General features: G+C 72.4%; 24 protein-coding genes and 1 tRNA gene. 9 read left to right on the forward strand and 16 right to left on the reverse strand.

Annotated elements, in window-relative coordinates:
- Positions 1-45: 45 nt before the first annotated feature.
- The gene (locus tag ACZ6K0_RS18960; RefSeq protein WP_376407035.1) at positions 46-510 is read right to left on the reverse strand and encodes a GatB/YqeY domain-containing protein; all 465 of its coding nucleotides are present in this window, start codon (positions 508-510) and stop codon (positions 46-48) included.
- A 74-nt stretch (positions 511-584) separates the two neighbouring features.
- Here ACZ6K0_RS18960 and ACZ6K0_RS18965 point away from each other — a divergent pair, with 74 nt between their 5' ends.
- The 3 genes from ACZ6K0_RS18965 to ACZ6K0_RS18975 all read left to right on the forward strand — a co-directional run bounded on the left by ACZ6K0_RS18965 (position 585) and on the right by ACZ6K0_RS18975 (position 2399).
- Positions 585-1523, forward strand: coding sequence for a metallophosphoesterase (locus ACZ6K0_RS18965; RefSeq protein WP_376407037.1), 939 nt, complete (start codon positions 585-587; stop codon positions 1521-1523).
- 17 nt (positions 1524-1540) lie between these two features.
- Entirely contained in the window at positions 1541-2287 is a 747-nt protein-coding gene (locus tag ACZ6K0_RS18970; protein ID WP_376407039.1) for a Pr6Pr family membrane protein, read from the forward strand.
- Positions 2288-2325: 38 nt separating this feature from the next.
- A tRNA-Pro gene (locus ACZ6K0_RS18975) sits at positions 2326-2399 on the forward strand.
- A 173-nt stretch (positions 2400-2572) separates the two neighbouring features.
- On the opposite strand, the gene ACZ6K0_RS18980 is transcribed toward ACZ6K0_RS18975, so the two are convergent.
- The 5 genes from ACZ6K0_RS18980 to ACZ6K0_RS19000 form a co-directional block, all read right to left on the reverse strand.
- Complete coding sequence (locus tag ACZ6K0_RS18980) at positions 2573-4189, reverse strand: MFS transporter (protein ID WP_469230941.1); 1617 nt, start codon at positions 4187-4189, stop codon at positions 2573-2575.
- Positions 4190-4286: 97 nt separating this feature from the next.
- Entirely contained in the window at positions 4287-4574 is a 288-nt protein-coding gene (locus ACZ6K0_RS18985) for an SHOCT domain-containing protein (protein WP_376407043.1), read from the reverse strand.
- Between the two features lie 32 nt (positions 4575-4606).
- Positions 4607-5068 carry a DUF6325 family protein gene (locus ACZ6K0_RS18990; protein WP_376407045.1) on the reverse strand — a complete coding sequence of 154 codons (462 nt, stop codon included), beginning with the start codon at positions 5066-5068 and terminating at the stop codon, positions 4607-4609.
- A gap of 143 nt (positions 5069-5211) precedes the next feature.
- Positions 5212-6090, reverse strand: coding sequence for a glycosyltransferase family 2 protein (locus tag ACZ6K0_RS18995; protein ID WP_376407047.1), 879 nt, complete (start codon positions 6088-6090; stop codon positions 5212-5214).
- A 141-nt stretch (positions 6091-6231) separates the two neighbouring features.
- Positions 6232-6834: a gamma carbonic anhydrase family protein gene (locus tag ACZ6K0_RS19000; protein WP_376407049.1), complete on the reverse strand. Its 603-nt coding sequence runs from the start codon at positions 6832-6834 to the stop codon at positions 6232-6234.
- Between the two features lie 188 nt (positions 6835-7022).
- Here ACZ6K0_RS19000 and ACZ6K0_RS19005 point away from each other — a divergent pair, with 188 nt between their 5' ends.
- Complete coding sequence (locus ACZ6K0_RS19005) at positions 7023-8183, forward strand: serine/threonine-protein kinase (RefSeq protein WP_469230944.1); 1161 nt, start codon at positions 7023-7025, stop codon at positions 8181-8183.
- Positions 8184-8210: 27 nt separating this feature from the next.
- Here the strand turns inward: ACZ6K0_RS19005 and ACZ6K0_RS19010 are convergent, their stop codons facing one another.
- A complete protein-coding gene (locus ACZ6K0_RS19010; RefSeq protein ID WP_376407053.1) occupies positions 8211-8492 on the reverse strand; it encodes a hypothetical protein in 282 nt (93 codons plus the stop codon).
- 163 nt (positions 8493-8655) lie between these two features.
- Here ACZ6K0_RS19010 and ACZ6K0_RS19015 point away from each other — a divergent pair, with 163 nt between their 5' ends.
- Positions 8656-10494 (forward strand): alkyl/aryl-sulfatase, encoded by a 1839-nt coding sequence (locus ACZ6K0_RS19015; protein WP_376407055.1) that lies wholly within the window; start codon positions 8656-8658, stop codon positions 10492-10494.
- 37 nt (positions 10495-10531) lie between these two features.
- On the opposite strand, the gene ACZ6K0_RS19020 is transcribed toward ACZ6K0_RS19015, so the two are convergent.
- Both ACZ6K0_RS19020 and ACZ6K0_RS19025 read right to left on the reverse strand, forming a co-directional pair.
- Positions 10532-11539 (reverse strand): YdcF family protein, encoded by a 1008-nt coding sequence (locus ACZ6K0_RS19020; RefSeq protein WP_469230946.1) that lies wholly within the window; start codon positions 11537-11539, stop codon positions 10532-10534.
- Between the two features lie 63 nt (positions 11540-11602).
- Positions 11603-13099 (reverse strand): tetratricopeptide repeat protein, encoded by a 1497-nt coding sequence (locus ACZ6K0_RS19025; RefSeq protein ID WP_469230948.1) that lies wholly within the window; start codon positions 13097-13099, stop codon positions 11603-11605.
- Positions 13100-13336: 237 nt separating this feature from the next.
- On the opposite strand from ACZ6K0_RS19025, the gene ACZ6K0_RS19030 reads away from it, so the two are divergent.
- Together ACZ6K0_RS19030 and ACZ6K0_RS19035 are read left to right on the forward strand one after the other, a co-directional pair.
- Positions 13337-14338, forward strand: a complete 1002-nt coding sequence (locus ACZ6K0_RS19030) for an AsnC family transcriptional regulator (RefSeq protein WP_469230950.1) — start codon at positions 13337-13339, stop codon at positions 14336-14338.
- Positions 14339-14394: 56 nt separating this feature from the next.
- Positions 14395-14688 carry a DUF6191 domain-containing protein gene (locus ACZ6K0_RS19035; RefSeq protein ID WP_469230952.1) on the forward strand — a complete coding sequence of 98 codons (294 nt, stop codon included), beginning with the start codon at positions 14395-14397 and terminating at the stop codon, positions 14686-14688.
- 22 nt (positions 14689-14710) lie between these two features.
- On the opposite strand, the gene ACZ6K0_RS19040 is transcribed toward ACZ6K0_RS19035, so the two are convergent.
- Positions 14711-15541: a class I SAM-dependent methyltransferase gene (locus ACZ6K0_RS19040; RefSeq protein ID WP_469230954.1), complete on the reverse strand. Its 831-nt coding sequence runs from the start codon at positions 15539-15541 to the stop codon at positions 14711-14713.
- 71 nt (positions 15542-15612) lie between these two features.
- Between ACZ6K0_RS19040 and ACZ6K0_RS19045 the strand changes: the two genes are divergently transcribed.
- Both ACZ6K0_RS19045 and ACZ6K0_RS19050 read left to right on the forward strand, forming a co-directional pair.
- Positions 15613-17454: a S9 family peptidase gene (locus tag ACZ6K0_RS19045; RefSeq protein WP_469230956.1), complete on the forward strand. Its 1842-nt coding sequence runs from the start codon at positions 15613-15615 to the stop codon at positions 17452-17454.
- 77 nt (positions 17455-17531) lie between these two features.
- Positions 17532-18272, forward strand: coding sequence for an SURF1 family protein (locus ACZ6K0_RS19050; RefSeq protein ID WP_376407069.1), 741 nt, complete (start codon positions 17532-17534; stop codon positions 18270-18272).
- 63 nt (positions 18273-18335) lie between these two features.
- Here the strand turns inward: ACZ6K0_RS19050 and ACZ6K0_RS19055 are convergent, their stop codons facing one another.
- From ACZ6K0_RS19055 to ACZ6K0_RS19080, 6 genes are all read right to left on the reverse strand, one after another.
- Positions 18336-19733: a hypothetical protein gene (locus ACZ6K0_RS19055; RefSeq protein ID WP_469230958.1), complete on the reverse strand. Its 1398-nt coding sequence runs from the start codon at positions 19731-19733 to the stop codon at positions 18336-18338.
- Complete coding sequence (locus ACZ6K0_RS19060) at positions 19730-20467, reverse strand: SigE family RNA polymerase sigma factor (RefSeq protein WP_376407073.1); 738 nt, start codon at positions 20465-20467, stop codon at positions 19730-19732. Before ACZ6K0_RS19060 ends, ACZ6K0_RS19055 begins: the two co-directional genes overlap by 4 nt.
- Positions 20468-20731: 264 nt before the next feature.
- Positions 20732-21799, reverse strand: coding sequence for an aspartate-semialdehyde dehydrogenase (locus ACZ6K0_RS19065; protein ID WP_376407075.1), 1068 nt, complete (start codon positions 21797-21799; stop codon positions 20732-20734).
- A complete protein-coding gene (locus ACZ6K0_RS19070) occupies positions 21796-23067 on the reverse strand; it encodes an aspartate kinase (protein WP_376407077.1) in 1272 nt (423 codons plus the stop codon). Before ACZ6K0_RS19070 ends, ACZ6K0_RS19065 begins: the two co-directional genes overlap by 4 nt.
- A 115-nt stretch (positions 23068-23182) precedes the next feature.
- Positions 23183-25069 (reverse strand): tetratricopeptide repeat protein, encoded by a 1887-nt coding sequence (locus tag ACZ6K0_RS19075; RefSeq protein ID WP_469230960.1) that lies wholly within the window; start codon positions 25067-25069, stop codon positions 23183-23185.
- A complete protein-coding gene (locus ACZ6K0_RS19080) occupies positions 25066-25482 on the reverse strand; it encodes a hypothetical protein (RefSeq protein ID WP_469230962.1) in 417 nt (138 codons plus the stop codon). Before ACZ6K0_RS19080 ends, ACZ6K0_RS19075 begins: the two co-directional genes overlap by 4 nt.
- Positions 25483-25493: the final 11 nt, after the last annotated feature.

Genomic DNA, 25493 nt, shown 5'->3' on the forward strand with positions numbered 1-25493 from the left:
CGTGTTCCGTGTACGTACTCCGTGTACGTGATCCGCGGCGGCTGATCAGCCCGCGAGCAGCTTCTTCACCGAGGCGGCGACACGCCCGCCGTCGGCCTGGCCGGCCACCTTCGGGCTCACGATCTTCATGACGGCGCCCATGGCACGCGGCCCCTCGGCGCCCGCCGCCTTCGCCTCCTCGACGGCCGCGGCGACGATCCCGTCGAGCTCCTCGTCGCTGAGCTGCTTCGGCAGGTACGCGTCGAGGAGGACGCCCTCGGCCCGCTCCCGCTCGGCCGACTCGGCGCGGCCGCCCTGGGCGAAGGCCTCCGCGGCCTCGCGGCGCTTCTTCGCCTCCTTGGCGATCACCTTCAGCACCTCGTCGTCGGAGAGTTCGCGCTTGGACTTGCCCGAGACCTCCTCCATGGTGATCGCGGTGATGGTCAGCCGCAGGGTCGAGGAACGCAGTTCGTCGCGCCCCCTGATCGCGGCGTCGAGGTCGGCCTTGAGCTTCTCCTTGAGCGTGGTCATGGGGTCAAGTGTGGCAGGTGCCCCACCCCACCCGCCCGCACATTTCCACCCGCCGGGTCTGCGACGATGGTGCGATGCGCGCACGGTACGGGCTCCCCCTGAAGGTCACGGCAGGTCTCACGGCGACAGCCGCGGCAGGAATCGTTTACGCGGCCGGCTTCGAAGCCCGCTCGTTCCGGCTCCGCCGCGTGACCGTGCCCGTACTCCCGCGCGGCATGCGCGACCTGCGGGTCCTTCAGGTCTCCGACATCCACATGGTGAGCGGCCAGCGCAAGAAGCGGGCCTGGCTCCAGTCGCTCGCGGGGCTCCGCCCGGACTTCGTCGTCAACACCGGCGACAACCTCTCCGACACCGAGGCCGTCCCGGAGGTCCTGGACGCGCTCGGCCCGCTGATGGAGTTCCCGGGCGTGTACGTCTTCGGCTCCAACGACTACTACGGGCCGACGCTGCGCAACCCCGGCCGCTACCTGAGGGAGAAGGTCCAGGGCCGCCACGGCCTCAACGGCAACAAGCCGGTCGTCGGCGCCGTCCACAACCCGTGGGAGGGCATGCGGGACGCCTTCGACGCGGCCGGCTGGGTGAACCTCACCAACACCCGCGGCACGCTCAAGCTGCCCGAGGCCGAACTGGCCTTCACCGGCCTGGACGACCCGCACATCAAGCGCGACCGGTACGAGCGGGTGGCCGGCGGCCCCGACACGGAGGCCGACTTCACGGTGGGCGTCGTCCACGCCCCGTACCTGCGCTCGCTCGACGCCTTCACGGCGGACGGCTACGAGCTGATCCTCGCCGGGCACACCCACGGCGGCCAGCTGTGCATCCCCTTCTACGGGGCGCTCGTCACCAACTGCGACCTGGACACGGACCGCGTGAAGGGGCTCTCCACGCACACGGTCGGCGACCACACCTCGTACCTGCACGTCTCGGCGGGCTGCGGCACCAACCGCTTCACCCCGGTCCGCTTCGCCTGCCCGCCCGAGGTCACCCTGCTCACGCTGACGGCGCGCACCTAAGCACCTACGGTGGGGAGATGCTCACGCCCCACTCCGCCGGCTCGTCGGCCGTACCGGCCTCCGCCGTCCTGCCTCCCGCCCCGCGCCGCCCCTTCGTGGCGGCGTTCCGGGGTCTGATCGCCCTGTGCGCGGCGACGGGATTCGTCATCGAGTGCGTCCACGGGAGCGTGCTCGTCGTCCTGAGCTTCTTCACGATCTGGTCGAACCTGCTGGTCGCCGTGGTGTTCGGCTGGGGCGCCGTCCGCGCCTGGAACCGCCGCCCGCCGCTCCCCGCCCTGTGGACCGGCGGCGTCCTGCTCTGCATCTCGGTGGTCGGCCTCGTCTTCCACCTGGTCCTCGACAACGAGGCGAGCGAGTTCAACCAGGCCGCCGAGATCGCCCGCCTCACCGGCGCGAAGGCCGTCGCCAACCAGCTGCTCCACACGGTCACCCCGATCGGCGCGGCGCTCGACTTCCTCCTCCTCACCCTCCCCGGCGCCCTGCGGTGGCGCCACGCCGCCCAGTGGCTCGCGGCTCCGGGCGCCTATTTCGCCTTCGCCCTGATCCGCGGCGAACTGATCTCCCCGGACGCCCCCACCCGCTACACGTACCCGTTCCTCGACGTCACCGTCCACGGCTACGCCGGCGTCCTCGTCAACGCGGTCGTCCTGGGCGCGGCCTTCTACGTCCTGGGCCTCGCGATCGTCGGCCTCGACCGCGTCCGACCTGCGGTGCGGCTCTCCGAAAACCGGATTTCGCCTCAGCGCGCGCGTGGGCTAAAGTAAGCGATGTCGCCGCGACGTGAAGAACAGAGCAGCGACATCGGGGTGTAGCGCAGCTTGGCAGCGCGCTTCGTTCGGGACGAAGAGGTCGTGGGTTCAAATCCCGCCACCCCGACAGCCGTAAGACCAGTTCAGGGGCCTGATCCGCGAAAGCGGGTCGGGCCCCTGAGTGGTTTCCGGAGGGTTTTTCGGGGGCTCTTTTCGGGAGCCCGGTGGGGAGCCGCGGGGGAGCCGGGTTCGGGTCGCTAGGGCCTATCCGACCGCCGACCCTGATCGACAAGACACCCCCTAGGGCTTCGTCGAGCCGGGCTGGACCGTCGGGATGCGCTGGGTGAAGAACAGGGCGACGAGCGCGGCGAAGGCGAGGATCGCGAGTGCGGCGCGCAGCCCGTCGAGGCGCGCCTCGACGTTCGCGTCCATGACCTGCTGCGTCTGTTCCTCGTCGGCGCCCGCCTCTTCGAGGGCGCTCTGCAGCTGGGCGTCGGAGAGGAACGGGACGCCGCTCTGGAGTTCGGTGGTCGCCTGGGTCTTCACGCTCTCCGGGACCGCCGGGTTCTGCTCGACGCTTGCCAGGAAGGACGAGGTGAGCGAGGCGATCAGGAGCGATCCGGCGAGTGCGGTGCCGATCGAGGCGCCGAGGTTGGTGACGGCGTTCTGGACACCGCCGACCTCCGCGCTCTTCTCCTCCGGCATCGCGGAGACGGTGACGGACCCCAGCTGGGAGGCGAGCGCGCCCATCCCGAGCCCGATCAGGAGCATCGGGATCGTGACCACTTCCGCGCCGGCGTCCGCGTCGAGTGCGGCCATCAGGATCACCGCGCCGAGGAGCAGGGCGACGACCCCGAGGCGTACCACTCGGCGGGGCGAGACGTCCGGGAGGAAGCGCGGGATGAGGACCGCGGCGGCGAGCAGGGTCACCGACAGCGGCAGGAGCCGGGCGCCCGTGGCGAGCGCGGACAGGCCCAGGGCGACGGACAGGTAGAGCGGGACGACGAAGAACACGCCCATCTGGACGAGGTACTGGAAGAAGAACATCGTCAGCCCACCGGTCAGCTGCGTGTTCCGCAGCATGGCGGGGTCGAGGAGGGGTTCCTTGCGCTGCCCGACCAGGCGGGCCTCCCAGCGGAGGAACAGCCAGATCAGCCCGATGCCCAGGAGCATCAGCCACACGGTCAGGGAGATCCCGAACAGGGCCGGGGCGTCGGGCTTGGGCTGGAACCAGCCCCACTCGTCGGAGCGGAGCACACCGTAGACGAAGGTCCCGAGGCCGAGGGCCGAGAGCACGACACCGAGGGCGTCGATGCGCGGCTGTTCCTCGCTCACCGCGTCGGCGATCGAGCGGGAGAAGAAGAGGATGCCCAGGACCACGAGGACCTCGCCGGCGAACACCCACCGCCAGGAGAAGTACGCGGTCGCGACGCCGCCGATCAGCGGGCCCACGGCGATCGCCACCGCGGCGGCCGCGGCGACGAGACCGTAGGCGGCGGGGCGCCGCTCCACGGGGAAGTTGCCCGCCACCAGCGCCACGATCGCCGGCAGGATCAGCGCGGCCCCGATGCCCTCCAGGAACGACCAGCCGATCAGCAGCACGGTGAGGTTGGGTGCCAGGGCGGTGGTCAGGGAGCCGCATCCGTAGATCACGCAGCCGATGACGAAGGCGCGTTTCCGGCCGATCATGGCCCCGATCTTCCCGCCGGGGATCATGAACATCGCCATCACCAGGGTGTACGCGGTGATGGCCCCCTGGATCCCCACCACGGTGGTGCCGACGTCCTCGGCCACCGTCGCGATCGAGACGTTCATGACGGAGCTGTCGAGCGCCATCAGGAACTGGCCTGAGGCCAGTACCAGCAGAACGAGTCGCGCCTTCGCGGAGCCTTCGGCCGTGCCTGTTCCCGGTGCCATCCCGGTAGCGTCCCAGCCGCCCGCGAGGTCCGCGCGGCACGACCCGCCGCGCGGACCGATCAATCGACAATTACGGAGCGGGGGCGACCGCGCGCGTTCACGAGCCGAGGATCCGGCTCTTCTGAGCCTCGAACTCCTCCTCGGTCAGTACGCCTTGCTCCTTCAGCTGTCCGAGGTCCTTGAGCTGAGCGATCTTGCTGCTCATGTCGTCGGCCGGTGCGGCGGGCGGAGGAGGGGGCGGCGGCGGAGGTGCCTGCTGGGCCTGCTGCGCTTCCTGCTGCTGGGACCAGCGGCCCGCCTGGCGCCGGGAGACCCGGTTGGAGACCGCGGTCGCCGTCCCGGCCACCACGGCCGTGCGTGCCACCCCTCGAAGAAGTCCTGGCATTTCGGGTTCTCCTTGCTTCAGGGACGTCGGCGTCAGGCGGCGGGCGGGTCGCCCTCGGCCGTCTCCGCGGTGTCGAGCGAGGCCAGCAGGGCTTGCACGGGGATGCGTCCGCCCGCGACGAGCTGCGCACCGTCGCGCCGCAGCACCCGCGCGAGGGGAGCGGCCCAGAGGTTCTCGTACACCAGGATTCCGGCCGCGCTGCCGGGTTCGAGCGCCACACCCGCCTCGTCGATGTCGTCCTGGCCCAGAAGTCCGGACGACACTCCCTCGAACACGGACAGGTCGAGCCGGCCGTCACCGTCCAGGTCCGCCAGCTCCAGCGCGACGACGCTCCCGTCGTCGTCCTTCCGTACGAAGAGGAGGTCGAGGAGGCGGATGACGCCTCGGTCGACGAGGTCGAGAAGGAGAGGGAAGGCCTCACCCGTCATGCGCTTGCCCGGGAACTCGATGACCAGGAAGTCGACGGGTCCCATGTCTTCGATTGCGTCGCTCATGTCTGCTCCATTCCGTACACGCCGCTCGCTGGACGTGGCCGAATCCGGTCTCATCCGGCAAGGCATGGCCGAACAGAGCCCTTCTTCCATGGCAGCACTCTCCGGAACGCTTCGCATCCCGTGGCGGTCCCGCCGGACAGGCCCTAGATGATCGGCGGGCGGCCCAGGCGGGTCATGCGGGCGACCGTGGACCAGCGCATGGGGCGGCGGGGGCCGCAGGGGCGGCGGACGCCTTCGGCGAAGCCGGCGAACCAGGCCGCGAGGCCCGGGAGGGAGCGGGTGCGGGCCAGGGTCAGGAGGGTCCAGACGCCGAGGTAGACGGGGACCAGGAGGACGGGCAGGTTGCGCTTGGCCAGCCAGACGCGGTTGCGGGCGGTCATCCGGTAGTAGACGGCGTGCCGGGCCGGGCTGGTCTTCGGGTGCTGGAGGAGGAGCTCCGGCGCGTACAGGACCTTCCAGTCCGCGTCGAGGGCCCGCCAGGCGAGGTCGGTCTCCTCGTGGGTGAAGAAGAAGTCCTCCGGCCAGTCGCCGATCCGGTCGAGCATCGGCATCGACAGGCCGTGGCCGCCGCCGAGGAACGTCGTCACCTCGCCGCCGAGCAGCGGGTCCTTCGCCCCGAGGCGGGGGACGTGGCGGCGCTGCGTCTCGCCGGTCTCGTCGGCGATGCGGAACGAGACGATCCCGAGGGCCGGGTCGGCCTCGTACAGGTCGGCGAGGCGGCGCAGGACGTCCGTTTCGACGAGCAGGCCGTCGTCGTCGAGGTCCACCACGACGTCGACGTCGCCGCACGCCCGCAGCGTCTCGATGGCCACGTTCCGGCCGCCCGACACTCCCCTGTTCTCGGGGAGTTCGACGCCGGTGACGCCCTCGGGGAGCTCCGGGAGCGAGCCGGTGCCGTTGCCGACCACGACGATCCGGGTGGCCGGTTCGTCCTGTCCCGCCACGGCGTCGAGCAGGGCCCGCAGCTCGGCGGGGCGCGTGCCCATCGTCAGTACCGCCACACCCATACGCGGTCGTGCCACGACCCACTCCGTCCCACGCTCAGCGACAACGCCGTGATGCTAACGGTCGGGGGACACCTTCCGTTCACCCGCGTCACAGGTGTCGTCCACCGGGCGGGGCGGGCGGTCGAGCGGGCGCGAGACTGGGCGGACGAGCGGGCGTCAGAGCGGGCGGTCGTCGCGGTGGCGGGCCAGCGCGCGGCCGTAGCGTTCGGAGACGGCCGGCATGAGGCTCTCCCCCTCCTCCGGGCGGTCCAGTCCGAAGACGTAGCCGGGGAAGTCCAGGTCCCTCTGCGTCTCCCAGATCTCGCCGTGGTCGTTCGGCGGGAGGATCCGGGCCGGGTCGCCGACGGCCACCCAGCCGATCGGGACGGTCGAGTCGGCGGGGAGCACCGTCCGCAGGTGCACGATGCCGTTGATACGGACCTCCGAACGCGTACCGACCCTCGCCCCGTTGAACACCCGGCTGCCGGTGGCGAGGAAGACCTCGTCCTCCACCGTGCAGCCGGCGAGGGAGGAGGTCGGTCCGACCAGGACGTGCCGGCCCAGGGTCAGGGGGTCGCGGCGGGTGCCGCGCAGGACCGCGTTCTCCATGACGATGCAGCCCTCGCCGAGCTCCACCGGGCCGCCCTCGGAGGTCAGTACGGCTCCGAAGAGGATCCGGCAGCCGGCGCCGACGCGCACGTCGCCGGAGAGCGTCGCCGTCGGGGCGACGTACGCGGTCGGATGGACGGTCGGCGCATGGCCGTCGTGTTCGATCAGCATCCCGCCATCATGCCCAGGAGCGGAGGCCGGAGGGTGGGAGGCTGTCCGGAGGGTGGGAGGCTGTCCGGAAGGGGGAGCGCGGCGAGGCGCGGCGCCGGGCGGCTCTACGCTGGTTCCCTTCCGTCAAGTTGATCGATCGTCGAAAGGGTGGTCTCCCGGTGCTGGTCGCGGACCGATATCGGCTTCATGTGTGTATCGGCCGGGGCGGCATGGGCGAGGTGTGGCAGGCCACCGACGAGGTCCTCGGGCGGCCGGTGGCCGTGAAGCTGATGCTGGGCCACGGCTCCGACCCCTCCGCGAGCGACCGCTTCCGGCTGGAGGCGCAGACCGCGGCCCGGCTGAGCCACCCGCACGTCGTGGGCGTCTTCGACTTCGGTACGTGGGACGGAAAGCTGTTCCTCGTCATGGAGTTGGTCGAGGGCGACAGCCTCGCGGGCAACCCGTCAGATCCGCTGGTCCTGCCGCCCGAGCGGGTCGCCGTGGTCGCCGCCCACGCCGCCGCCGGGCTCGCGGCCGCCCACCGGCAGGGGGTCGTGCACCGCGACATCAAGCCGGGGAACCTGCTGGTCGACGCCGAGGGCACGGTGAAGCTGGCCGACTTCGGCATCGCGCGGTTCGTCGACGACCCTTCCGGGGCGCTCACCACGACGGGCCAGATCGTCGGCACCGGGCTCTACCTGGCTCCCGAGCGGGCCCTCGGGCAGTCGGCGTCGTCGGCGTCCGACGTGTACTCGCTGGGCTGCGTGCTGTACCAACTCCTCACCGGGCGCCCGCCGTTCCGTGCCGACACGGCCACGGCCCTGCTGTACCAGCACATCGACACCGCGCCGATGCCGCCCGGCCGGCTGGGCGTGGCGCTGCCGCCCGCCTTCGAGACGTACCTGCTGAGCCTGCTGGCCAAGCAGCCCGAGCAGCGGCCCTCGGCGCAGGCGATCGCCGACTGGTTCTCCTCTGGCGCCTGGCGCGGCTATCCGCAGCCCGCCGCCCATCAGCCTCACCAGTCACAGCAACCGCATCCGTCACAGCAACCGCATCCGTCGCATCAGCCTCAGCAGGCGTATCAGTCGCCTCAGCCCCATCAGCCTCAGCAGTCGCAGCAGCATGCGCCTGCGCCGCACGCCCCTCAGCAGCACGTGCCCGCGCACCAGCCCGCACACCAGCCCGCGCCTCGTCACGTGCCCCCCACCGCCCCCGCCTCGCGGCGGCGCGAGCGTCCTGCGGCCGGCGTGGGCACGGCCACCGGCGGCCTCGCCGAGCTGTCCCGGCGCCGCCCCCGCAAGACGGCGGCCGTCGCCGGGGCCATCGCCTTCGTCGTCTTCCTGATCATCGGCATGGCCTGGCTCTCCTGACCCGGCCCGGGGCGGAGGGCCCCGTCCTCAGTACAGCCTCGGCGGCATCACGTGCGGCTCCCCGTCCGCCGTCGCGAGCAGCAGGCAGCGCGGTACGCCGGGCCCCGGGGTCGCCCGTACGGACATGGCCGTCGGCGGGTCGGTCGGCAGCTCGATCGGGACGGTGACCGGACGGTCGTCCTTCGTCGTGGCGTGCCCTGTCTCCTTGCCGTCGACGAGGACCTCGACGACGGGTGCGTGCCCGGTCTCGACGGTCGCGGAGACCGAATGTCCCAGGTAGTCGATGTGGAAGTGGTGGCGTCGCCTCATGGGGCACCTCCGTAGGTCACCGCCGTACCGCCGTACCGCCGTCCCTCCTCCAGAGTAGGTACACCCCGCTGCTCCCGCCGCTCCGAAGTGCGGTCGTAGTGCCCCGGTGGTCAGATGGATCGGAACGCCGATCACCGCCCCCGCGGAACGGAGCACCCCGTACATGAGCGACACCCTGCCCTCCTTCGAGGACACCACCGACTTCGAGAACGCCGACCGGGGCTTCATCGGCTCCCTGGTCCCCGGCACGGTGACCGACGCCACCGGCCGGACCGTCTGGGACGGCGACGTCTATGACTTCCTCAAGGCGGACTGCCCCGACACCGCGCATCCCAGCCTCTGGCGCCAGGCTCAGCTCTGCTCCCGCCAGGGCCTGTACGAGGTCACCGAGGGCATCTACCAGGTGCGGGGGCTCGACCTGTCGAGCATGACGATCGTCGAGGGCGAGCGCGGGATCATCGTCATCGACCCGCTCATCTCCACGGAGACCGCCGCCGCCGCGCTCGCGCTCTACACGGAGCACCGCGGCGACCGGCCCGTCACCGGCATGATCTACACCCACTCGCACGGCGACCACTTCGGCGGCGCCCGCGGCATCCTGCCGCACGGCACCGAGGGCGGCGTGCCGATCATCGCCCCCGTCGGCTTCCTGGAGCACGCGGTCAGCGAGAACGTGTACGCGGGCAACGCGATGACCCGCCGCGCGGCCTACATGTACGGGGCGAACCTCCCCAAGGCCCCCGATGCCCAGATCACCGCCGGGCTCGGCCAGACCACCTCCCTCGGCACCATCAGCCTCATCCCGCCGACCGTGGACATCACGGACACCGGCCAGGAGGTGACGGTCGACGGCGTACGGATCGTCTTCCAGCTCACCCCGGGCACCGAGGCACCGGCCGAGATGAACTTCCTCTTCCCCGACCTCCGTGCCCTGTGCCTGGCCGAGAACGCCACGCACAACATGCACAACATCCTGACCCTGCGCGGGGCCGTCGTCCGCGACTCCCGCGTCTGGTCCGTCTACCTCGACGAGGCGATCGAGTACTTCCACGGGATGTACGACGTCGCCTTCGCCTCCCACCACTGGCCGACCTGGGGCCACGACAACGTGGTGCGGTTCCTGACCGAGCAGCGGGACCTCTACGCGTTCATGCACGACCAGACGGTGCGGCTGCTCAACGAGGGCCTCACCGGCCCGGAGATCGCCGAGCGGATCGAGCTGCCGCCCGCCCTGGCCACGTCCTGGCACGCGCGCGGCTACTACGGCTCGCTGAGCCACAACTCCAAGGCGATCTACCAGCGCTACCTGGGCTGGTTCGACGGCAACGTGGCCCACCTCTGGGAGCACCCGCCGGTCGAGACCGCGAAGCGGTACGTGGCGCTGGCCGGCGGGCCCGCCGAGATGCTCGTGAAGGCCCGCGAGTACGTCGACGCGGACGACCTGCGGTTCGCGGCGACGCTGCTCAACCACCTGGTGTTCGCCGAGCCCGGGAACGTCGAGGCGAAGGAGGCCCTGGCCGCGGTCTACGACCGGCTGGGGTACGGCGCCGAGAACGGCACCTGGCGCAACTTCTACCTCACCTCGGCGCTGGAGCTCCGCCAGGGCATCGTCAAGACGGATCTCGACACGTCCAACCCCGAGATGGCGATGGCCCTCACCGTCCCCATGCTCCTCGACTCGATCGCCGTACGGATCGACGGGCCGCGCGCCTGGCACGAGGAGCTGACCGTCGACCTGGTCCTGACGGACGGACCGACGGGCGCGGGGACGCGCCGCCGCCTCACCCTCCACAACGGCGCTCTCACGCACCGGGAGATCTCCGAGCCCCGCACCCCCGCCGGGCTCACGCTCACACTGGCCAAGGTCCAGCTCCTCGGCCTGCTGGCGGGCAAGAGCGTCGAGGAGGTCGGGGTCGGCGTGGAGGGCGACCCGGCGCTGCTCACGCGGCTCTTCTCGTACGTGACGACGCCCGACCCGCAGTTCCCGATCGTCACCCCGTGAGCCGTACGAGCTCCGCGAGCCGCGTCGGCCGCGACGGTCAGCGGACGAACCACGCCAGTACGCCGAGCAGGATCAGCGCCGCGCAGATCCCGAGGTTCACCACCTTGTACTGGAGGAAGACGGCGACGAACTCGCGCATGGTCGCCGACGGCCAGAAGTAGGCGGCGGTGGGCGAGCCGACGACCTGGCCGTCCACCCCGGCCTTCCGGGCCATCAGGGCGGCCCGGAAGGCGTGGAAGTTGTTGGTGACGATCACGCAGGCGGAGCCGGGGCTGTCCCGCTCCATCAGCTCCTTGCTGAAGAGCATGTTCTCCTCGGTCGTGCGCGAGCGGTCCTCGCGCACGACCGCCCCGGCCGGAAAGCCCCGCTCGACCAGGTAGTCGGCCATCGCGTGGGACTCGGGCAGCTCCTCGTCGGGGCCCTGGCCGCCCGAGGCGATGAGGACGGGTGCGTCCCCGCCGCGCGCGGCCAGCGTCTCGTACACCTGCCGGCCCCGGTCCAGCCGGCTCGCGAGGAGCGGCGGCACCCGGCGCCCGCCGACGAGGCCGGAGCCGAGGACCACCACGTAGTCGGCGTCGCGGCGGAGCCGCATGCGGCCGTACAGGAACGCGTAGCCGACGAAGCACAGGAACAGGAACGAGACGTAGCCGAGCACGAGCAGGGTCGTGACGGCGATCAGGCCCAGGGCTCGCGAGTGCGTGACGACCGCCGCCGCCATCAGGCCCATCACCCCGAACATGCCGAGGCCCGCGAGGAGCGAGAGCAGGTTCGCCGGGCGTCTGCCCTCCTTGCGGACCATCTTCACGCCGTTCACGCAGAGCAGGCCCGCGAGCACCACGGGGCCGAGGCCGAGCACGAGCAGCACGAGGATCATCGCGGTCTCGGAGACGCCGGGCGGGGCGGCGTCGATCTCCGCGAGGAGACCGATCCCGAGGAAGGTGACGGCCAGGCCGAGGTACACGGCGTTGCCGAAGCGGCGCCGGTCGCGCAGCACACCGGCCCCGCAGAGCAGCAGGAAGAAGGCGGCCACGACGAAGGCGAACATTCCGACATCGTAAACACCGCGACTGACAATCCGACTGACGAACCAGCGGTCTGTGGAGGAGGCCTACTCCTCGCTCGCCAGGGCGAACAGGCCCAGCCGAACGCCCTCTTCGTACGCGCGGCGCAGTTCCCGGTCGTCGAGCAGCCCCCGAAGAAGCGTTTCGCTGCGGTCGCGCGAGGTCGCGCAGTACTCCGCCGGGCGGCCCGTCCCCTCGGAGACCGAGGAGCGCAACAGGTCCGCCGCACCCAGGAGATGGGCGGCGGAGGTCATCCGGCCGACCATGACCCGCATCTGGGCGAGGAGTTCGGCCGCGCAGGCCGCCCCGACCATCGTGCCCATCGCCAGATGGGCACGGAGCGCGCGCCGGGCGTGCTCGGCGGCCCGCTCCCGCTCCCCGTCCCAGGCGAGGAGTTCGGCCCGCGCGTGGTGCGCCCAGGCGTCGGCCCACAGGTCGCGCCCCGTCCAGGCCAGCCGTGCCGCCGTGTCGAGCACCGCCTGGTCCAGGGCCTCCTGCGCGGCCTCCGGATCGGTCCGGCTGAGGGTCAGGGCGAGGGAGACCCAGCACAGCTCCCGGGTCGGACCGAACTCCGGCTGCTCCTCGATGAGCACGAGCGCCTCCCGGAACTCGGCCGCCGCCTCCCGCGTACGCCCCTGGAAGAGGGCGGTCGCGCCGCGCAGATGGGCCAGCATCCCGAGGCACCGGCCGTCCCCGTCCCGTACGGCCGTCGCCCAGGCCTGGACGAGGAGCGGGTCGGCGTCCTCGGGGCGGCCCGACTCCAGCTCCAGATAGGCGGCGAGCCACAGGGCGCGGGCGGGCGGCGGGCCGGAGTGCAGGGCGAGGGCGTGCCGCAGCCGGGTCCGGCCCTCGGCGATCCGCCCGCAGGCCACCCACAGGAACCAGAGGGAGACCGCGATCTCGACGGACGTGCCGGCCTCGGCGCTCGGCGACAGCGGGGCGGTCGTCGGGTCCATCGCGGCGGCCAGGTCGGGGAGTTCCCGCAGGGCGAGGTTCCTGGCGTCGATCTGACGGCCGCTCTGCCACCAGTCGGCGGCCTGCCGGGCCAGCTTCACGCACCACCTCCGGTGGTGCAGGACGACGGCCCAGCGGTCGCCGCGTTCGGTGAGGCGGCGGGCGCCGACGGCGCGCATCGGGTGCGGCATCCAGTAGCGGGGCGCGCCGTCCTCGCCGTCGAACAGGTCGTCGACGGGGAGGAGCGCGAGGGGTGCGAGCCGGTCGAGGACCGCCTCGATCTCCGCCGCCGGCAGCGTGCCGGAGGCGCAGACCTCGCGGACGGCCTCCCGGCCGAAGGCGCCCTCGAAGACGGAGAGCCGTTCCCACAGGAGGCGTTCGGCGGGTCCGCACTGTGCGTAGCCCTGCTCGGCGGCGGTCAGCTGGTCGGCGCTGACCGGTTCGCCCCACAGGACCTCGGCCTCCGGCGTTTCCCCCGCCGGGCCCCTCCTGCCCGTCGTGCTCCTCGTCGTGCTCGCGCACCTCGTACTGTTCGTACTCCTCGTACTCCGTGCGTTCCTCGTATTCCGCGGGCTCTTCGGATTCCCCATGTGCCCCATGGATTCCATCCCCCGTACCACCCTGTCCCGTTCTGTCCCGACCTGGTTGTGTCCAATTCTGTGACTTATGCCAGCCTTAATGGCGAACAATCGCCGCTGCGGCTTGAATGCATATGCCCCAGTCCACATCCTGGGGCGCCCTGGCGCCCACACCCACGGTTTCCCAGGGATCGGCCAAGGAGGCATATGCAGACCGGGGAATCCGTCCTGGGAGAGGCGGATCTGTCATTGATCCACGCACTGCAGATCGCTCCGCGCGCCAGCTGGACCCAGCTCTCGGCCGTCCTGGGGTCGAGCCCCGACACGCTGGCCCGGCGCTGGGACCACCTCACCACCGGCGGCTGGGCCTGGAGCTCGCTGATCGTCGCCCGCGGCGGGGACGCCACGCTGTACGCCTGGATCGAGCTGGACTGTGTCGCGGCCGACACCGAGGCCACCGCGATCGCGCTCGCGGGCGACCCGTACACCCTCGGCGTCCACCACGTGACCGGCGACGCCGATCTGGTGCTGCTCGTCGTCTGCCCGGACCTCTACGCCCTCGACGCCTACCTCGCGGGCCGGGTGCGGCGCCTACGGGGAGTGCTCCGCACCCGCGCGCAGGTCGTCACCCGGCTGCACAACCGCCCGTACCGGTCGCGGATCGAGCAGCTCGCGCCGGGCCAGGTCCGGCTCCTCACGGAGATCACGGGCGGGGAGAAGCGGCCGCGCCCGGTCGGCCGGTCGCACCCGCCCCTCACGGACCTCGACCAGAAGCTGGTCGCGGAGCTCGCGGGGGACGCCCGCCGCAGCGCCGCCGAGCTGGCCCGGCAGTGCGACACGAGCGAGTCGACGGTACGGCGCAGGCTCGACGCCCTCATGGCGGCCGGCGCGCTGCACCACCACTGTCTGCCGGCCCCGAGGTTCTCCGGGCGCCCGGTGTGGGCGCTGGTCACGGCCGACGTACCGCCCCTTGAGGTGGCGTCGACGGTGGCGGCCCTGACCCGGCTGCGCCACACCCGGCTGGTCACCTCGGTGACGGGGCCGTACAACCTGGCGCTCGCGATGTGGCTCCGTACGGTCGAGGAGCTGCACGAGGTGACGGCGACGCTCGTGCGGGCCGCCCCGGCGCTGCGGATCACGGGCACCCAGGTCTCGCTGCGCACCCACAAGATCGGGACGCAGGTCCTCGGCCCGGACGGGCGGCGCACGCACCACATACGGCCCGACATCCGCCTCGACCCGGGCCTCTGAGGGTCCGGGGGCGGTCGGCCTGTTCCCCCGCGCGGGCCCGCGTGGTCTCATGGCGTATGGAGTTCGCCGTGTTCGTGACGCTGCCCGGTCTGGTCATCCTGCTGACCGTGGTGGCCTTCGCCGACCAGCTGCTGCGCGCGACCGGGCGCGGCAAGCGCTCCGGCCAGATCTCCTCCACGGGCTTCGAGCAGCTGCACGCGACGTTCTCGCAAGGCAAGCAGAACGAGCTCAAGGAGCGGCAGAGCGCCCTGGTGATGCGCGACGACGAGGAGGACGGCGCCCCGCCGCACCACTCGACGGTGGATCTGAAGAGCGGGCGCGCCGTCATCAGGCTCGGCAAGCCGTCGTGAACGGCTCGGGCCGTACGGCGCCTCAGGCCGCGCGGGAAGCCTTGATCGAGTACATCATCGGGATCCTCGGACGGTCCGCCGGGAAGCGGTAGTAGCCGTCCTCGTGCCGCTGGAGCGCGCCGTAGCGCGGGAACAGCGAGGCGTCGTGCTCGTGCAGGAACTCGATCCTGAGGCCGGCCCGCGCGATCGCCGTGACGACCTCGCCGACCGGGTGCACCCACTCCACGCTGCGGTTGTGGACGGTGTCGGCGTCGAGGTCGGTGTACGTGCCCGGGGAGGTGTCCACCCACGGGTCGCGCACGAAGTAGTCGTGCACGATCCGGCTGCCGGTCTCGTCGTCGAGCGAGTCGGTGAGCGGATGGAACTCGGCCACGTAGAGGAAGCCGCCCGGGGCGACGAGCGCGGCGGCGGTCTCCGCCCAGCGCTCGATGTCGGGCAGCCAGTTGAGCGCCCCGGTGCCGGTGTAGACGACGTCGTACGAGCTGTCCGGGACGGCCTCCGCGGCGTCGTACACATCGGCGGCGACGAAGGCGGCGCGGTCCTGCGAGAGCCCCAGGTCGGCGGCGAGCGAGCGGGCGGTGTCGACGGCCGGCTCGGAGAAGTCCAGGCCGACGACGTGCGCGGCGCCGTGCCGGGCCCAGGAGAGCGTGTCCAGGCCGATGTGGCACTGGAGGTGGAGCAGGGTGCGCCCGGTGACGTCGCCGACCTCCGCGAGCTCGAAGTCCCGCAGGGCGTCCTTGCCCGCGCGGAAGGCGTCGAGGTCGTAGAAGGAGCTGGCGGCGTGGATCGGGACCCGCTCGTCCCAGCGGGCGCGGTTGGCCTCGCGCCAGTCCTCGGGTGTCGGGGAGTACATGCCGGCGAGGTTATCCACAGGTTGCGGACGACGCGACCGGATTGTCTGCCGCTCGGAGCATGATGGGTGCCATGACTGAGAGCAAGGACTTCACCCAGACCTCGACGGGGACGCAGGCCTCGACAGGGGAGCAGGCCCCGGCGTGGGAGCGGCGGTTCCGCGCGCCGCGCGTCTCCCTGCCCGAGTGGGCCGAGGAGGCCCCGGACCGCTCGCTGTTCGTCTCCAACGCCACGGGGACGTACGAGCTGTACGCCTGGGACCGGGCGAGCGGTGAGCAGCGGCAGGTCACGGACCGGCCGAACGGCACGACGGACGGCACGCTCTCCCCGGACGGCGCGTGGATCTGGTGGTTCGCGGACACCGACGGGGACGAGTTCGGGGTGTGGATGCGCCAGCCGTTCGCGGGCGGCGCGGACGAGCCGGCCGTGCCCGGCCTCGACGCCTCCTATCCGGGCGGGCTCGCCATCGGCCGGGAGGGCACGCTGGTGATCGGCCGCTCCACGGACGAGGACGGGTCGACGGTTCATGTGGTCCGGCCGGGGGCCGACGCCCCGGTCGAGATCTACCGGCACCGGGAGTCGGCCGGGGTCGGCGACCTCTCGCACGACGGTGCGCTGATCGCGATCGAGCACACCGAGCACGGGGACGCGATGCACTCGGCGCTGCGCGTGCTGCGTGCCGCGGACGCGAGCGTGCTGGCCGAGCTCGACGACACCAAGGGCGGGACGGAGGAGCTCGGGCTCGCGGTCCTCGGCTTCGCGCCGGTGGCGGGCGACTCCCGGCTGCTCGTCGGGCACCAGCGGCGCGGCCGCTGGGAGCCGATGCTCTGGGACGTGGCGGCGGGCACCGAGACCGACCTGCGGCTCGACCTGCCGGGCGACGTGTCGGCGGAGTGGTATCCGGACGGCTCCGGCCTGCTGATCGTGCACAGCTTCGAGGCGCGCAGCGAGCTCTTCCGGTACGAGATCGCCACGCGCGCCCTGGTCCGGGTGGAGACGCCGGCCGGTTCGGTGTCGAGCGCGACGGCCCGGCCCGACGGCAGCGTCGAGTACCTGTGGTCCTCGGCCGCCGAGCCGCCGGTGGTGCGCTCCACGGACGGCGGGATCGTCCTCGACCCGCCCGGCCCGAAGGCGCCGCCGTCGGTGCCGGTGGAGGACGTGTGGGTGGACGGGCCGGGCGGCCGGGTCCACGCGCTCGTGCAGCGTCCGGCGGAGGGCGAGGGGCCCTTCCCCACGGTGTTCGAGGTGCACGGCGGCCCCGCCTGGCACGACAGCGACGCCTTCGCCTCGGGCCCGGCGGCCTGGGTGGACCACGGCTATGCGGTGGTGCGGGTCAACTACCGGGGCTCGACGGGATACGGCCGGGAGTGGACGGACGCGCTCAAGCACCGGGTCGGTCTGATCGAGCTGGAGGACGTCGAGGCAGTCCGCGCGTGGGCGGTGGCGAGCGGCCTCGCCGACCCGGAGCGCCTGGTCCTGTCCGGCGGTTCGTGGGGCGGCTACCTCACGCTGCTCGGTCTGGGCACGCGGCCGGACGCCTGGGCGGTCGGTCTCGCCGCGGTCCCGGTCGCGGACTACGTCACGGCGTACGAGGACGAGATGGAGGCCCTGAAGGCGCTGGACCGGACGCTGCTCGGCGGCTCGCCCGAGGAGGTGCCCGAGCGGTACGCGGCCTCGTCGCCGCTGACGTACGTGGACGCGGTGAAGGCCCCGGTGCACATCACGGCCGGCGTCAACGACCCGCGCTGCCCGATCCGGCAGATCGACAACTACGTGGACCGGCTGGCGGCCCGGGGCGCGGTCCACGACGTGTACCGGTACGACGCGGGCCACGGCTCGCTCGTGGTGGAGGAGCGGATCAAGCAGGTCGCCCTGGACCTGGCCTTCGCCGCGAAGCACCTGGGGACCCGCTAGGGGGTGTCTTGTCGATCAGGACACCCCCTAGGGACCCGGCCGTCGGGGAGCCGGGCGCGCTTGCGTACCGTGGGGGTGTGTACCGGTTCCTGACAACGCCCCGCTGGTGGGGGATCAACGTCTTCGTCCTGCTGGCGATCCCGTTCTGCGTGTTCATGGGGACCTGGCAGCTGGGCAAGTTCGAGGATCGCGTCGACTCGCACCGGGAGGCCGAGCAGCGGCCCGCGGCGAGCTCGCTGAAGGCGGAGCCGCTGGCCACGCTCCTGCCGGTGGACCAGGAGACCTCGGGGCGGTCCGCCGAGGCGCGCGGCACGTTCGGGGAGCAGTTCCTCGTGCCGGAGCGCGATCTGGACGGCCGGACCGGTTCGTACGTCCTGACGCTGCTGAAGACGGACGGCGGCCGGTCGCTCCCGGTGGTCCGGGGCTGGCTCCCCGCGGGCGCGAAGGCCCCGGCGCCGCCCTCGGGCGAGGTCTCGGTGGTCGGTGCGCTCCAGGCCTCGGAGAACCCGGGGACGAAGGGCGTCCGCACGGCGGGCGGCCTGCCCGAGGGCCAGCTCGGCATGATCAGCGCCGCGGCCCTGGTGAACGTGGTCACCGACGACGTCTACGACGCCTGGATCACCCTCGCCGACTCCCCCGCCGGTCTCACGCCGGTCCCGGCGGCGGCCGCCGCGGGGACGAGCCTGGACGTGAAGGCCTTCCAGAACCTCGGCTACACGGCGGAGTGGTTCGTCTTCGCCGGCTTCGTGCTCTTCATGTGGTTCCGCCTCGTGCGCCGCGAGGCGGAGGCCTCCCGGGACGAGGCGCTGGGCCTGTAGAAGCACCCATGGGAAAGGGCCCTGGCGGACCGTAGATGTCCGCCAGGGCCCTTCTCCGTCGGCTCAGGGGCCGGCGAGGATGCCGGTGCGGTAGATCGTGCCCGCGCAGGCGTTCGGGACGGTCGCCACGGCGACGGGGCCGCCGGGCTCCGCGGTGTGGCTGACCGAGACGCTGCCGTCGGCCGGCCGGCCGTCCGCGCGGAGCAGCTGGGGCGCCGCGCCGCCCTCCGCGTCCGTGCCGGCTCCGGTGTCCCCGCCGGGGCCCGTCCCCGTACCCGTGTCGGGGTCCTTGGTGGTCGGGGGCGTCGTCGTCGGGGGCGTCGTCGTCGGCTCGGTCGGGGGCGCCGTCGTCGGAGTCGGCTCGGTCGGCGGCGCGGTCGGGGGCGCCGTCGTCGGAGTCGGCTCCGTCGTCGGGGTCCCCCCGGTCGTCGGGCACGTCGAGCTCGGCATCCAGGCGAACCTGACCTCGTAGGAGCCCTGGGGCTTCAGGAGGAGCACGGGCGCCTCCTGCGCGGGATCGGGCAGCCCGCTGCCGTCCCCGGCGGTGTGCCGGACGACCGAGATCCGGCCGGGGTCGGCGGCGCCCCTGGCCTCGAAGCTGACGATGCCGCTGCCGTCCACGACGCAGCTCTTCCCGGAGACGTTGGCGACGCGGAACGTGCCGTACACGCTCCCCGAGCCGTCGGGTCCGCCCGTCTGGGTCGCGCTGACGCCGAGCTGGCCGGCCTCGCACTTCGGCGAGTCGCCGGGCACCGGGTCCTGCGAGACCTGCGGCCCCGTGGCGCTCCCGCCGGACCCCGGCTGCTGCGGCTTGCCCGTGGCGCCGTCGACGGCGCCCTGGCTGGGGGACACCGCGGTCGCCGGGGACGCGGAGGTCTTGCCGCCCTCGACGCCCGTCTCGGCCCCGGTGCCGCCCTGGGCGTCCTCGCCGTGGCCGGCGTTCACGGGGTTGGCGGCGGTGATCCCGCCCGAGTTCGCGACGTGCACGAAGGCGGGTACGGCCGTCCCGATGAGGACGGCGGCCGCGGCGGCGCCGACGACGGCCTGCCGCTTGCGGGCGCGCCGCGCGGGCACGGCACGGCGCAGGTGGTCCAGCGAGCCGGTGGTGGGCTCCAGGCCCGCCACCGCGCCATGGAGCAGCCGACGCAGCGCGAGCTCGTCACCGAGACCGCCCGCTTCCGGCCCGACCTCGTGACCGACCGCGGACTCCGGCTCGACACCGGCCTCGGACCCCGGCTCCGCACCCGGCTCGGAATCGGGCTCGGAATCGGGCTCGATGTTCAGCATCCGTCGTCCACTCAGGTCGTCACGTTCATCACGGGCGTCGCCCTCGGCACGGGCGTCACGCTCGGCACGGGCGGCATCGTCCTCGGCACGGGCGGCGTCGCGCTCGGCACGGGCGGCGTCGCGCTCGGCGCCGGCGTCGCCCTCGGCACGGGGCTCGTCCTTCTCGTGGCTCATGCGTTCGCCTCCATCGCGACACGCAGCGCCGCGATGCCCCGCGAACCGTACGCCTTCACCGAACCCAGCGATATCCCGAGCGTCTCGGCGACCTGGGCCTCCGTCATGTCCGCGAAGTACCGCAGGACGAGCACCTCGCGCTGCCGCCGCTGGAGCCCCTTCATCGCCTTGATGAGGTCGTCGCGCTCCAGTTGGTCGTACGCCCCCTCCTCCGCGCTGGCCATGTCCGGCATCGGCTTGGACAGCAGCTTGAGGCCGAGGATGCGCCGGCGCAGCGCGGACCGCGAGAGGTTCACGACGGTCTGCCGCAGGTAGGCGAGCGTCTTCTCGGGTTCGCGCACCCGCTTGCGGGCCGAGTGGACGCGGATGAACGCCTCTTGGACGACGTCCTCGCAGGAGGCCGTGTCGTCGAGGAGGAGCGCCGCGAGGCCGAGCAGTGACCTGTAGTGGGCGCGGTAGGTCTCGGTCAGGTGGTCGACGGTGGTGCCGGCGGCCATGGCCCCTTCAGCGCTCGTGCGGGGGGACGGGATGCCGTCCACCGCTCTCATGCGGGATCCGGTGGGCACGGGGGCGATCACCGGCATCCCGCCGAGTCCGCCGGTGCCGCGCGGACGTCCGAACGGGCGGACCGCGGAGCCGCGTACGGGTATGACGGCGGCGCTCCGCACGGGGAGCACCGCTGTGCCCGCGCCGCGCAGCGGAGCGATGGTCGCGATGTCGAGTACCTCTGCCACGCCTGTTGGACACGCCTCCCCCCGCCAGGGTTGTACGCGTACGCCACCGAAATCGACGGTGACCCGTATGTCCTCATGCGTAACCGTTCTCCCCCGATGCCCCGCTTCCGCAGCGTGTTCCGCGCCACACGGTGGTGAGTGAACGCAGAGACGCGCCCCACCCAACTCGTGGTTGCAATGCAGGGGAAGAGCATCGTCGAACACGGCATCACCGCAGTTCAAGAGGTATCTGACGCCTTTTTGCTCACAGCACCTTCACAGATCCTACAAATCCGTGACAACCGATTCCGCGATCTGCAGCGCGTTCAGCGCGGCACCCTTGCGGAGGTTGTCGGCGCAGACGAAGAAGTCCAGCGCGCGCTCGTCGTCCATCGATCGCCGCACCCGCCCGACCCACGCGGGATCGGTACCGACGACGTCGGCCGGGGTGGGGAAGTCGCCCGCCTCGGGATCGTCGTACAGCACGACCCCCGGCGACGTCGCCAGGACCTCGTGCGCCCGCCCGACGGTGACGGGGTGTTCGAAACGCGCGTGGACGGAGACGGAGTGGCCGCTCACGACGGGCACGCGCAGACAGGTGGCGGCGATCCGCAGCCCGGGAAGGCCGAGGATCCTGCGGGTCTCGTCCCGGACGCGCTCCTCCTCCGAGGATGCGCCGTCCTCGCCCGCCGTGCCCGACCAGGGCAGGACGTTGAGCGCGAGGGGGCCGGGGAAGGGGCCGTTGTTCTCGCCGACGGTCCGCCGTACGTCGCCGGGCTGCGTGCCCAGTTCGCCGGCGCCGGCCACCAGGCCCAGCTGCGCGCGGAGCGCGTCGACGCCCGCCTGCCCGGCACCGGCGCCGCTCGCCGCCTGCTGGGCGGTGACGACCAGTTCGGCGACGCCGAACTCGGCGTGCAGGGCGCCCACGGCGGCGATCAGCGCGAGCGTGGTGCAGCCGGGGCTCGCGACGATGCCCCGGGGGCGTACGCGCGCCGCGTGCGCATTGACCTCGGGGACGACGAGCGGCACGTCCGGGTCGCTACGGAAGGCCGCGGAGGTGTCCACGACGACCGCGCCCTTGGCGACGGCGACGGGCGCCCACCGGGCCGCGACCTCCTCGGGCACGAGGAAGAGCGCCAGGTCGACGCCGTCCAAGGACTCCTCGGAGTCCTCGTCGAGCGCGAGGACCTCGCACTCCTCCCCGCGGACGGAGGCCTTCCGGCCCGTCCGCCCCGGGGAGTCGAGCAGGCGTATCTCGCCCCAGACGTCCGCGTGGTGCGTGAGCATCTGGAGCATCACCGAGCCGACGGCTCCGGTCGCACCGACGACCGCGAGCGTCGGCTTCGACGTCATCGGCCGGTGCCTCCATAGACGACGGCCTCGTCCGAGTCGCTGTCCAGACCGAAGGCGGAGTGGACGGCGCGTACGGCCTCGTTGACGTCGTCGGCGCGGGTGACGACCGAGATGCGGATCTCGGAGGTCGAGATGAGCTCGATGTTCACGCCCGCGTCGGAGAGCGCCTTGAAGAAGTCCGCGGTGACGCCCGGGTTGGTCTTCATACCGGCGCCGACCAGGGAGATCTTGCCGATCTGGTCGTCGTAGCGCAGCGAGTCGAAGCCGATCGAGCCCTTCGCCTTCTCCAGGGCGTCGATGGCCTTGCGGCCCTCGGCCTTGGGGAGGGTGAAGGAGATGTCCGTCAGACCGGTGGAGGCGGCGGACACGTTCTGCACGATCATGTCGATGTTGATCTCGGCGTCCGCGACGGCGCGGAAGATGGCCGCGGCCTCGCCCGGCTTGTCCGGCACGCCGACGACGGTGATCTTCGCCTCGGAGGTGTCGTGGGCGACGCCCGAGATGATGGCCTGCTCCACCTTGCGGTCCCCTTGCGGCTCGTTGCTGACCCACGTGCCCTGCAGCCCCGAGAAGGACGAGCGGACGTGGATCGGGATGTTGTAGCGACGCGCGTACTCGACGCACCGGTGCAGCAGCACCTTGGAGCCGGAGGCGGCGAGCTCCAGCATGTCCTCGAAGGAGATCCAGTCGATCTTCTTCGCCTTCTTCACGACGCGCGGGTCGGCCGTGAACACACCGTCGACGTCGGTGTAGATCTCGCAGACCTCGGCGTCGAGCGCGGCGGCGAGCGCCACGGCCGTGGTGTCGGAACCGCCACGACCGAGCGTGGTGATGTCCTTCTTGTCCTGGCTGACACCCTGGAAGCCGGCGACGATGGCGATGTTGCCCTCGTCGAGGGCGGTGCGGATCCGGCCCGGCGTGACATCGATGATGCGCGCTTTGTTGTGGACCGAGTCGGTGATGACACCCGCCTGGCTGCCCGTGAACGACTGGGCCTCGTGGCCCAGGTTTTTGATCGCCATGGCCAGCAGGGCCATGGAGATCCGCTCTCCGGCGGTCAGCAGCATGTCGAACTCACGTCCGGCAGGGATCGGGGATACCTGCTCGGCGAGATCGATCAACTCGTCCGTCGTGTCGCCCATCGCGGAAACCACGACGACCACCTGGTGGCCGTTCTTCTTGGCATCCACGATCCGCTTGGCGACGCGCTTGATGCCCTCGGCATCGGCAACGGAGGAGCCTCCGTACTTCTGCACGACAAGGCCCACGTGCGCTCCTCGCTCAGTGTGTGCCGCAGCCGGCGCTGCGATCGGCTCAGTCTAACGAGCGCCCCGGAAACGCCACCGTGATATCGGATGGTGAGACGCGCCGCTCAGAGAGTGATCACTCAGGCAGCTCCGCGAGACCGTTCGACACGAGGAGCGTGGAGGGGTGGTGCTCCCCGAGGACGCGTACGAGGACGGGCAGCAGCTCCCGGTACTCGGCCAGGGCCTCGTCGGCCGCCCCGTCGATCGCGCGCAGCCCGGCCAGGAGGACCCGCGCCTCCAGGGTCTCCACACCGTCCTCGCCGAAGAGCGCCCCCAGCTCGGCCACCGCGTACGAGCACGTCGCGACGGCTTCGGAGGTCCGGTTCGCGGCCTCGTAGCTCCCGGCGAGTTCGACCAACGCCCCCAGCGTCTCCTGGTGGCCCGCGCCCACGACCCGGATCAGGTCCGCCACCAGGGCCTCCTGCCGAGCGATCGCCTCGTCGACCCGCCCTGCCCGCCGGTGAACCTGCGCGAGGAGCCTCCGCGCCAGGAGCGTGGCCCTGTCGTCGGCCCCGAGCACCTCGGTCATGGCCCCCTCCACCTCGGCCACCCGCTCGATCAGCTCTTCCCGGCTTCCCGCCGCGCCGGAGACCGTGAGCAGCGCGCCGTGCGCCGTCAGGGTGAACGGATGGTCCGGTCCGTACAGCCGCTCGCTGCCGGCCACCGCCCGCTCGAACACGCCGAACGCCGCCTCGGGCAGCCCGCTGAGCACGAGATACGTGCCGACCGGGACCAACGCCCCGAGCAGCCCCTCGCCGTCGTACGCCGGATCGGCGTACCGCAGATACGCCTCGACGTGCGGCATCAGCCCGCGGTACGTCTCCCAGTTGGCCGGGTTCGGGACGTCCCGCGGCGCGGCGTCCCCGAGCGCCGTCTCGGCCGCCAGCCAGGCCTGTGCGATCAGCTCCGGCTCACGATGCGGGTCCCCGGGGTCCGGCCGCCGCACCACCGCCTGCACCAGCCGGTGCACCGACACCGACCCGTCCTCGTGGAGCGTCACCATGCTGTGCGCGGCCAGCTCCCCCAGCGCCTGACGCGCGCCCGTCGGCAGGAGCAGGGCGGGGATCCGGTCCGGACCGAACCAGGCCAGCAGCCGCAGGAGCTCCCCGGCCCGCGGATCCGATGCGGCGAGCCGGTCGAGCGTGACGCGCAGGGTCCGGGCGACGGCCTCCTCCGCGTCCCCGGGCCGGTCACCGAGCTCCGCCAGGTAGGTACGCGGGGGCGTGGCCGTGCGGCCGCAGTACGCGGCGGCGATCTCCACCGCCAGCGGCAGCTGCCCGAGGGTCTCGCAGAGCAGCTCGGCGCCGGTGGTGTCGCGGGGGCCCGCGTGGGTGGCGACGCGGGTGAACAGTTCGACGGCGTCGGCGGCCGGCAGGACGGGCAGGGCGAGGACGCGCCCGATCCCGTACCAGGCGTCCGTCGTCCGGCTCGTGACGACGACCCGCCCCCGGCCGCCGGTCCTGGCCAACAGGCCCTCCACGTCCCCGGGATCGGTGACGTTGTCGAGGACGAGCAGCCAGCCGTCGTGCGCCGACAGCCACTGCAACGCCCGCTCGCGCAGGGCTTCCTGAGGGAGTACGTCGATCAGCGCGGGCTGCATCGCGGCGGCGAGGGCCGCGAGCCCGGCGTCCACGTCGGCGCGGCTCTCGGCGGTGATCCACCAGACGGGGTTGCGGCGGTCCGCCTGCCGGAGGGCCCAGCGGGCGGCGAGCGAGGACTTCCCGACCCCGCCGAGGCCGCAGACGACGACCGTCCCGGCCTCCCGGTCGAGCAGGTCGCCCTCCTCGCCGCGCCCGACGAAGTGGGCGGCCTTGCGGGGCACATGGACGAGTCCGGGCGGGCAGACCACCGGCCCGAGGGCCTCCGGCGGCAGCTCGGTCACCCGGTCGCCGGTGTGCACCCACCCGATGTCCCCACCGGCCGCGACGGCCCGCTCCCCGGACGCGGAGACGCCCTCGCTCACGCGTCGCCGGTCGACACGGACCCGATGTCGCCGCCTGCCGCGACCGACCGGTCACCGGAGGCGGTGACGGGGCCCGACACGGTGGGCCCGCCGCCGGCCGGCATGGCGGGCGGCGCGACCGGCGCCTGCACCCCGTCACCGGTGACGACGGCCCCGACGCTCCCGCCGGCGGCGACCGACCGAGCACCGGAGGCCTCCACGGCGCCCTCTACGGGGGCCTGGCCCCTGTTCCCGAACTGCGCCCACAGGGACAGCCCGATGCCGACGAGGGCGAGCACCGCTCCGGCGACGCTGGCGATCTGGTCGGCCTTGCCGAGGTCGGCGACGGCGACGAGGAGGAGGGCGACGACACCGACTCCGGAGACGCCGACTCCGCTCCAGAGGAGGGCCTTTGACGGGGTGGTGGCAGCCATGGAGTCATGAT

The organism is Streptomyces sp. NPDC042346, assembly GCF_055581845.1.

What these genes read in the sequence shown, in the direction of transcription:
- ACZ6K0_RS18960 (WP_376407035.1), bottom strand. Translation starts at nt 510, where the DNA reads ATGACCACGCTCAAGGAGAAGCTCAAGGCCGACCTCGACGCCGCGATC.
- ACZ6K0_RS18965 (WP_376407037.1), top strand. Translation starts at nt 585, where the DNA reads ATGCGCGCACGGTACGGGCTCCCCCTGAAGGTCACGGCAGGTCTCACG.
- ACZ6K0_RS18970 (WP_376407039.1), top strand. Translation starts at nt 1,541, where the DNA reads ATGCTCACGCCCCACTCCGCCGGCTCGTCGGCCGTACCGGCCTCCGCC.
- ACZ6K0_RS18980 (WP_469230941.1), bottom strand. Translation starts at nt 4,189, where the DNA reads ATGGCACCGGGAACAGGCACGGCCGAAGGCTCCGCGAAGGCGCGACTC.
- ACZ6K0_RS18985 (WP_376407043.1), bottom strand. Translation starts at nt 4,574, where the DNA reads ATGCCAGGACTTCTTCGAGGGGTGGCACGCACGGCCGTGGTGGCCGGG.
- ACZ6K0_RS18990 (WP_376407045.1), bottom strand. Translation starts at nt 5,068, where the DNA reads ATGAGCGACGCAATCGAAGACATGGGACCCGTCGACTTCCTGGTCATC.
- ACZ6K0_RS19000 (WP_376407049.1), bottom strand. Translation starts at nt 6,834, where the DNA reads ATGCTGATCGAACACGACGGCCATGCGCCGACCGTCCATCCGACCGCG.
- ACZ6K0_RS19010 (WP_376407053.1), bottom strand. Translation starts at nt 8,492, where the DNA reads ATGAGGCGACGCCACCACTTCCACATCGACTACCTGGGACATTCGGTC.
- ACZ6K0_RS19015 (WP_376407055.1), top strand. Translation starts at nt 8,656, where the DNA reads ATGAGCGACACCCTGCCCTCCTTCGAGGACACCACCGACTTCGAGAAC.
- ACZ6K0_RS19020 (WP_469230946.1), bottom strand. Translation starts at nt 11,539, where the DNA reads ATGTTCGCCTTCGTCGTGGCCGCCTTCTTCCTGCTGCTCTGCGGGGCC.
- ACZ6K0_RS19025 (WP_469230948.1), bottom strand. Translation starts at nt 13,099, where the DNA reads ATGGGGAATCCGAAGAGCCCGCGGAATACGAGGAACGCACGGAGTACG.
- ACZ6K0_RS19035 (WP_469230952.1), top strand. Translation starts at nt 14,395, where the DNA reads ATGGAGTTCGCCGTGTTCGTGACGCTGCCCGGTCTGGTCATCCTGCTG.
- ACZ6K0_RS19040 (WP_469230954.1), bottom strand. Translation starts at nt 15,541, where the DNA reads ATGTACTCCCCGACACCCGAGGACTGGCGCGAGGCCAACCGCGCCCGC.
- ACZ6K0_RS19045 (WP_469230956.1), top strand. Translation starts at nt 15,613, where the DNA reads ATGACTGAGAGCAAGGACTTCACCCAGACCTCGACGGGGACGCAGGCC.
- ACZ6K0_RS19055 (WP_469230958.1), bottom strand. Translation starts at nt 19,733, where the DNA reads ATGAGCCACGAGAAGGACGAGCCCCGTGCCGAGGGCGACGCCGGCGCC.
- ACZ6K0_RS19065 (WP_376407075.1), bottom strand. Translation starts at nt 21,799, where the DNA reads ATGACGTCGAAGCCGACGCTCGCGGTCGTCGGTGCGACCGGAGCCGTC.
- ACZ6K0_RS19080 (WP_469230962.1), bottom strand. Translation starts at nt 25,482, where the DNA reads ATGGCTGCCACCACCCCGTCAAAGGCCCTCCTCTGGAGCGGAGTCGGC.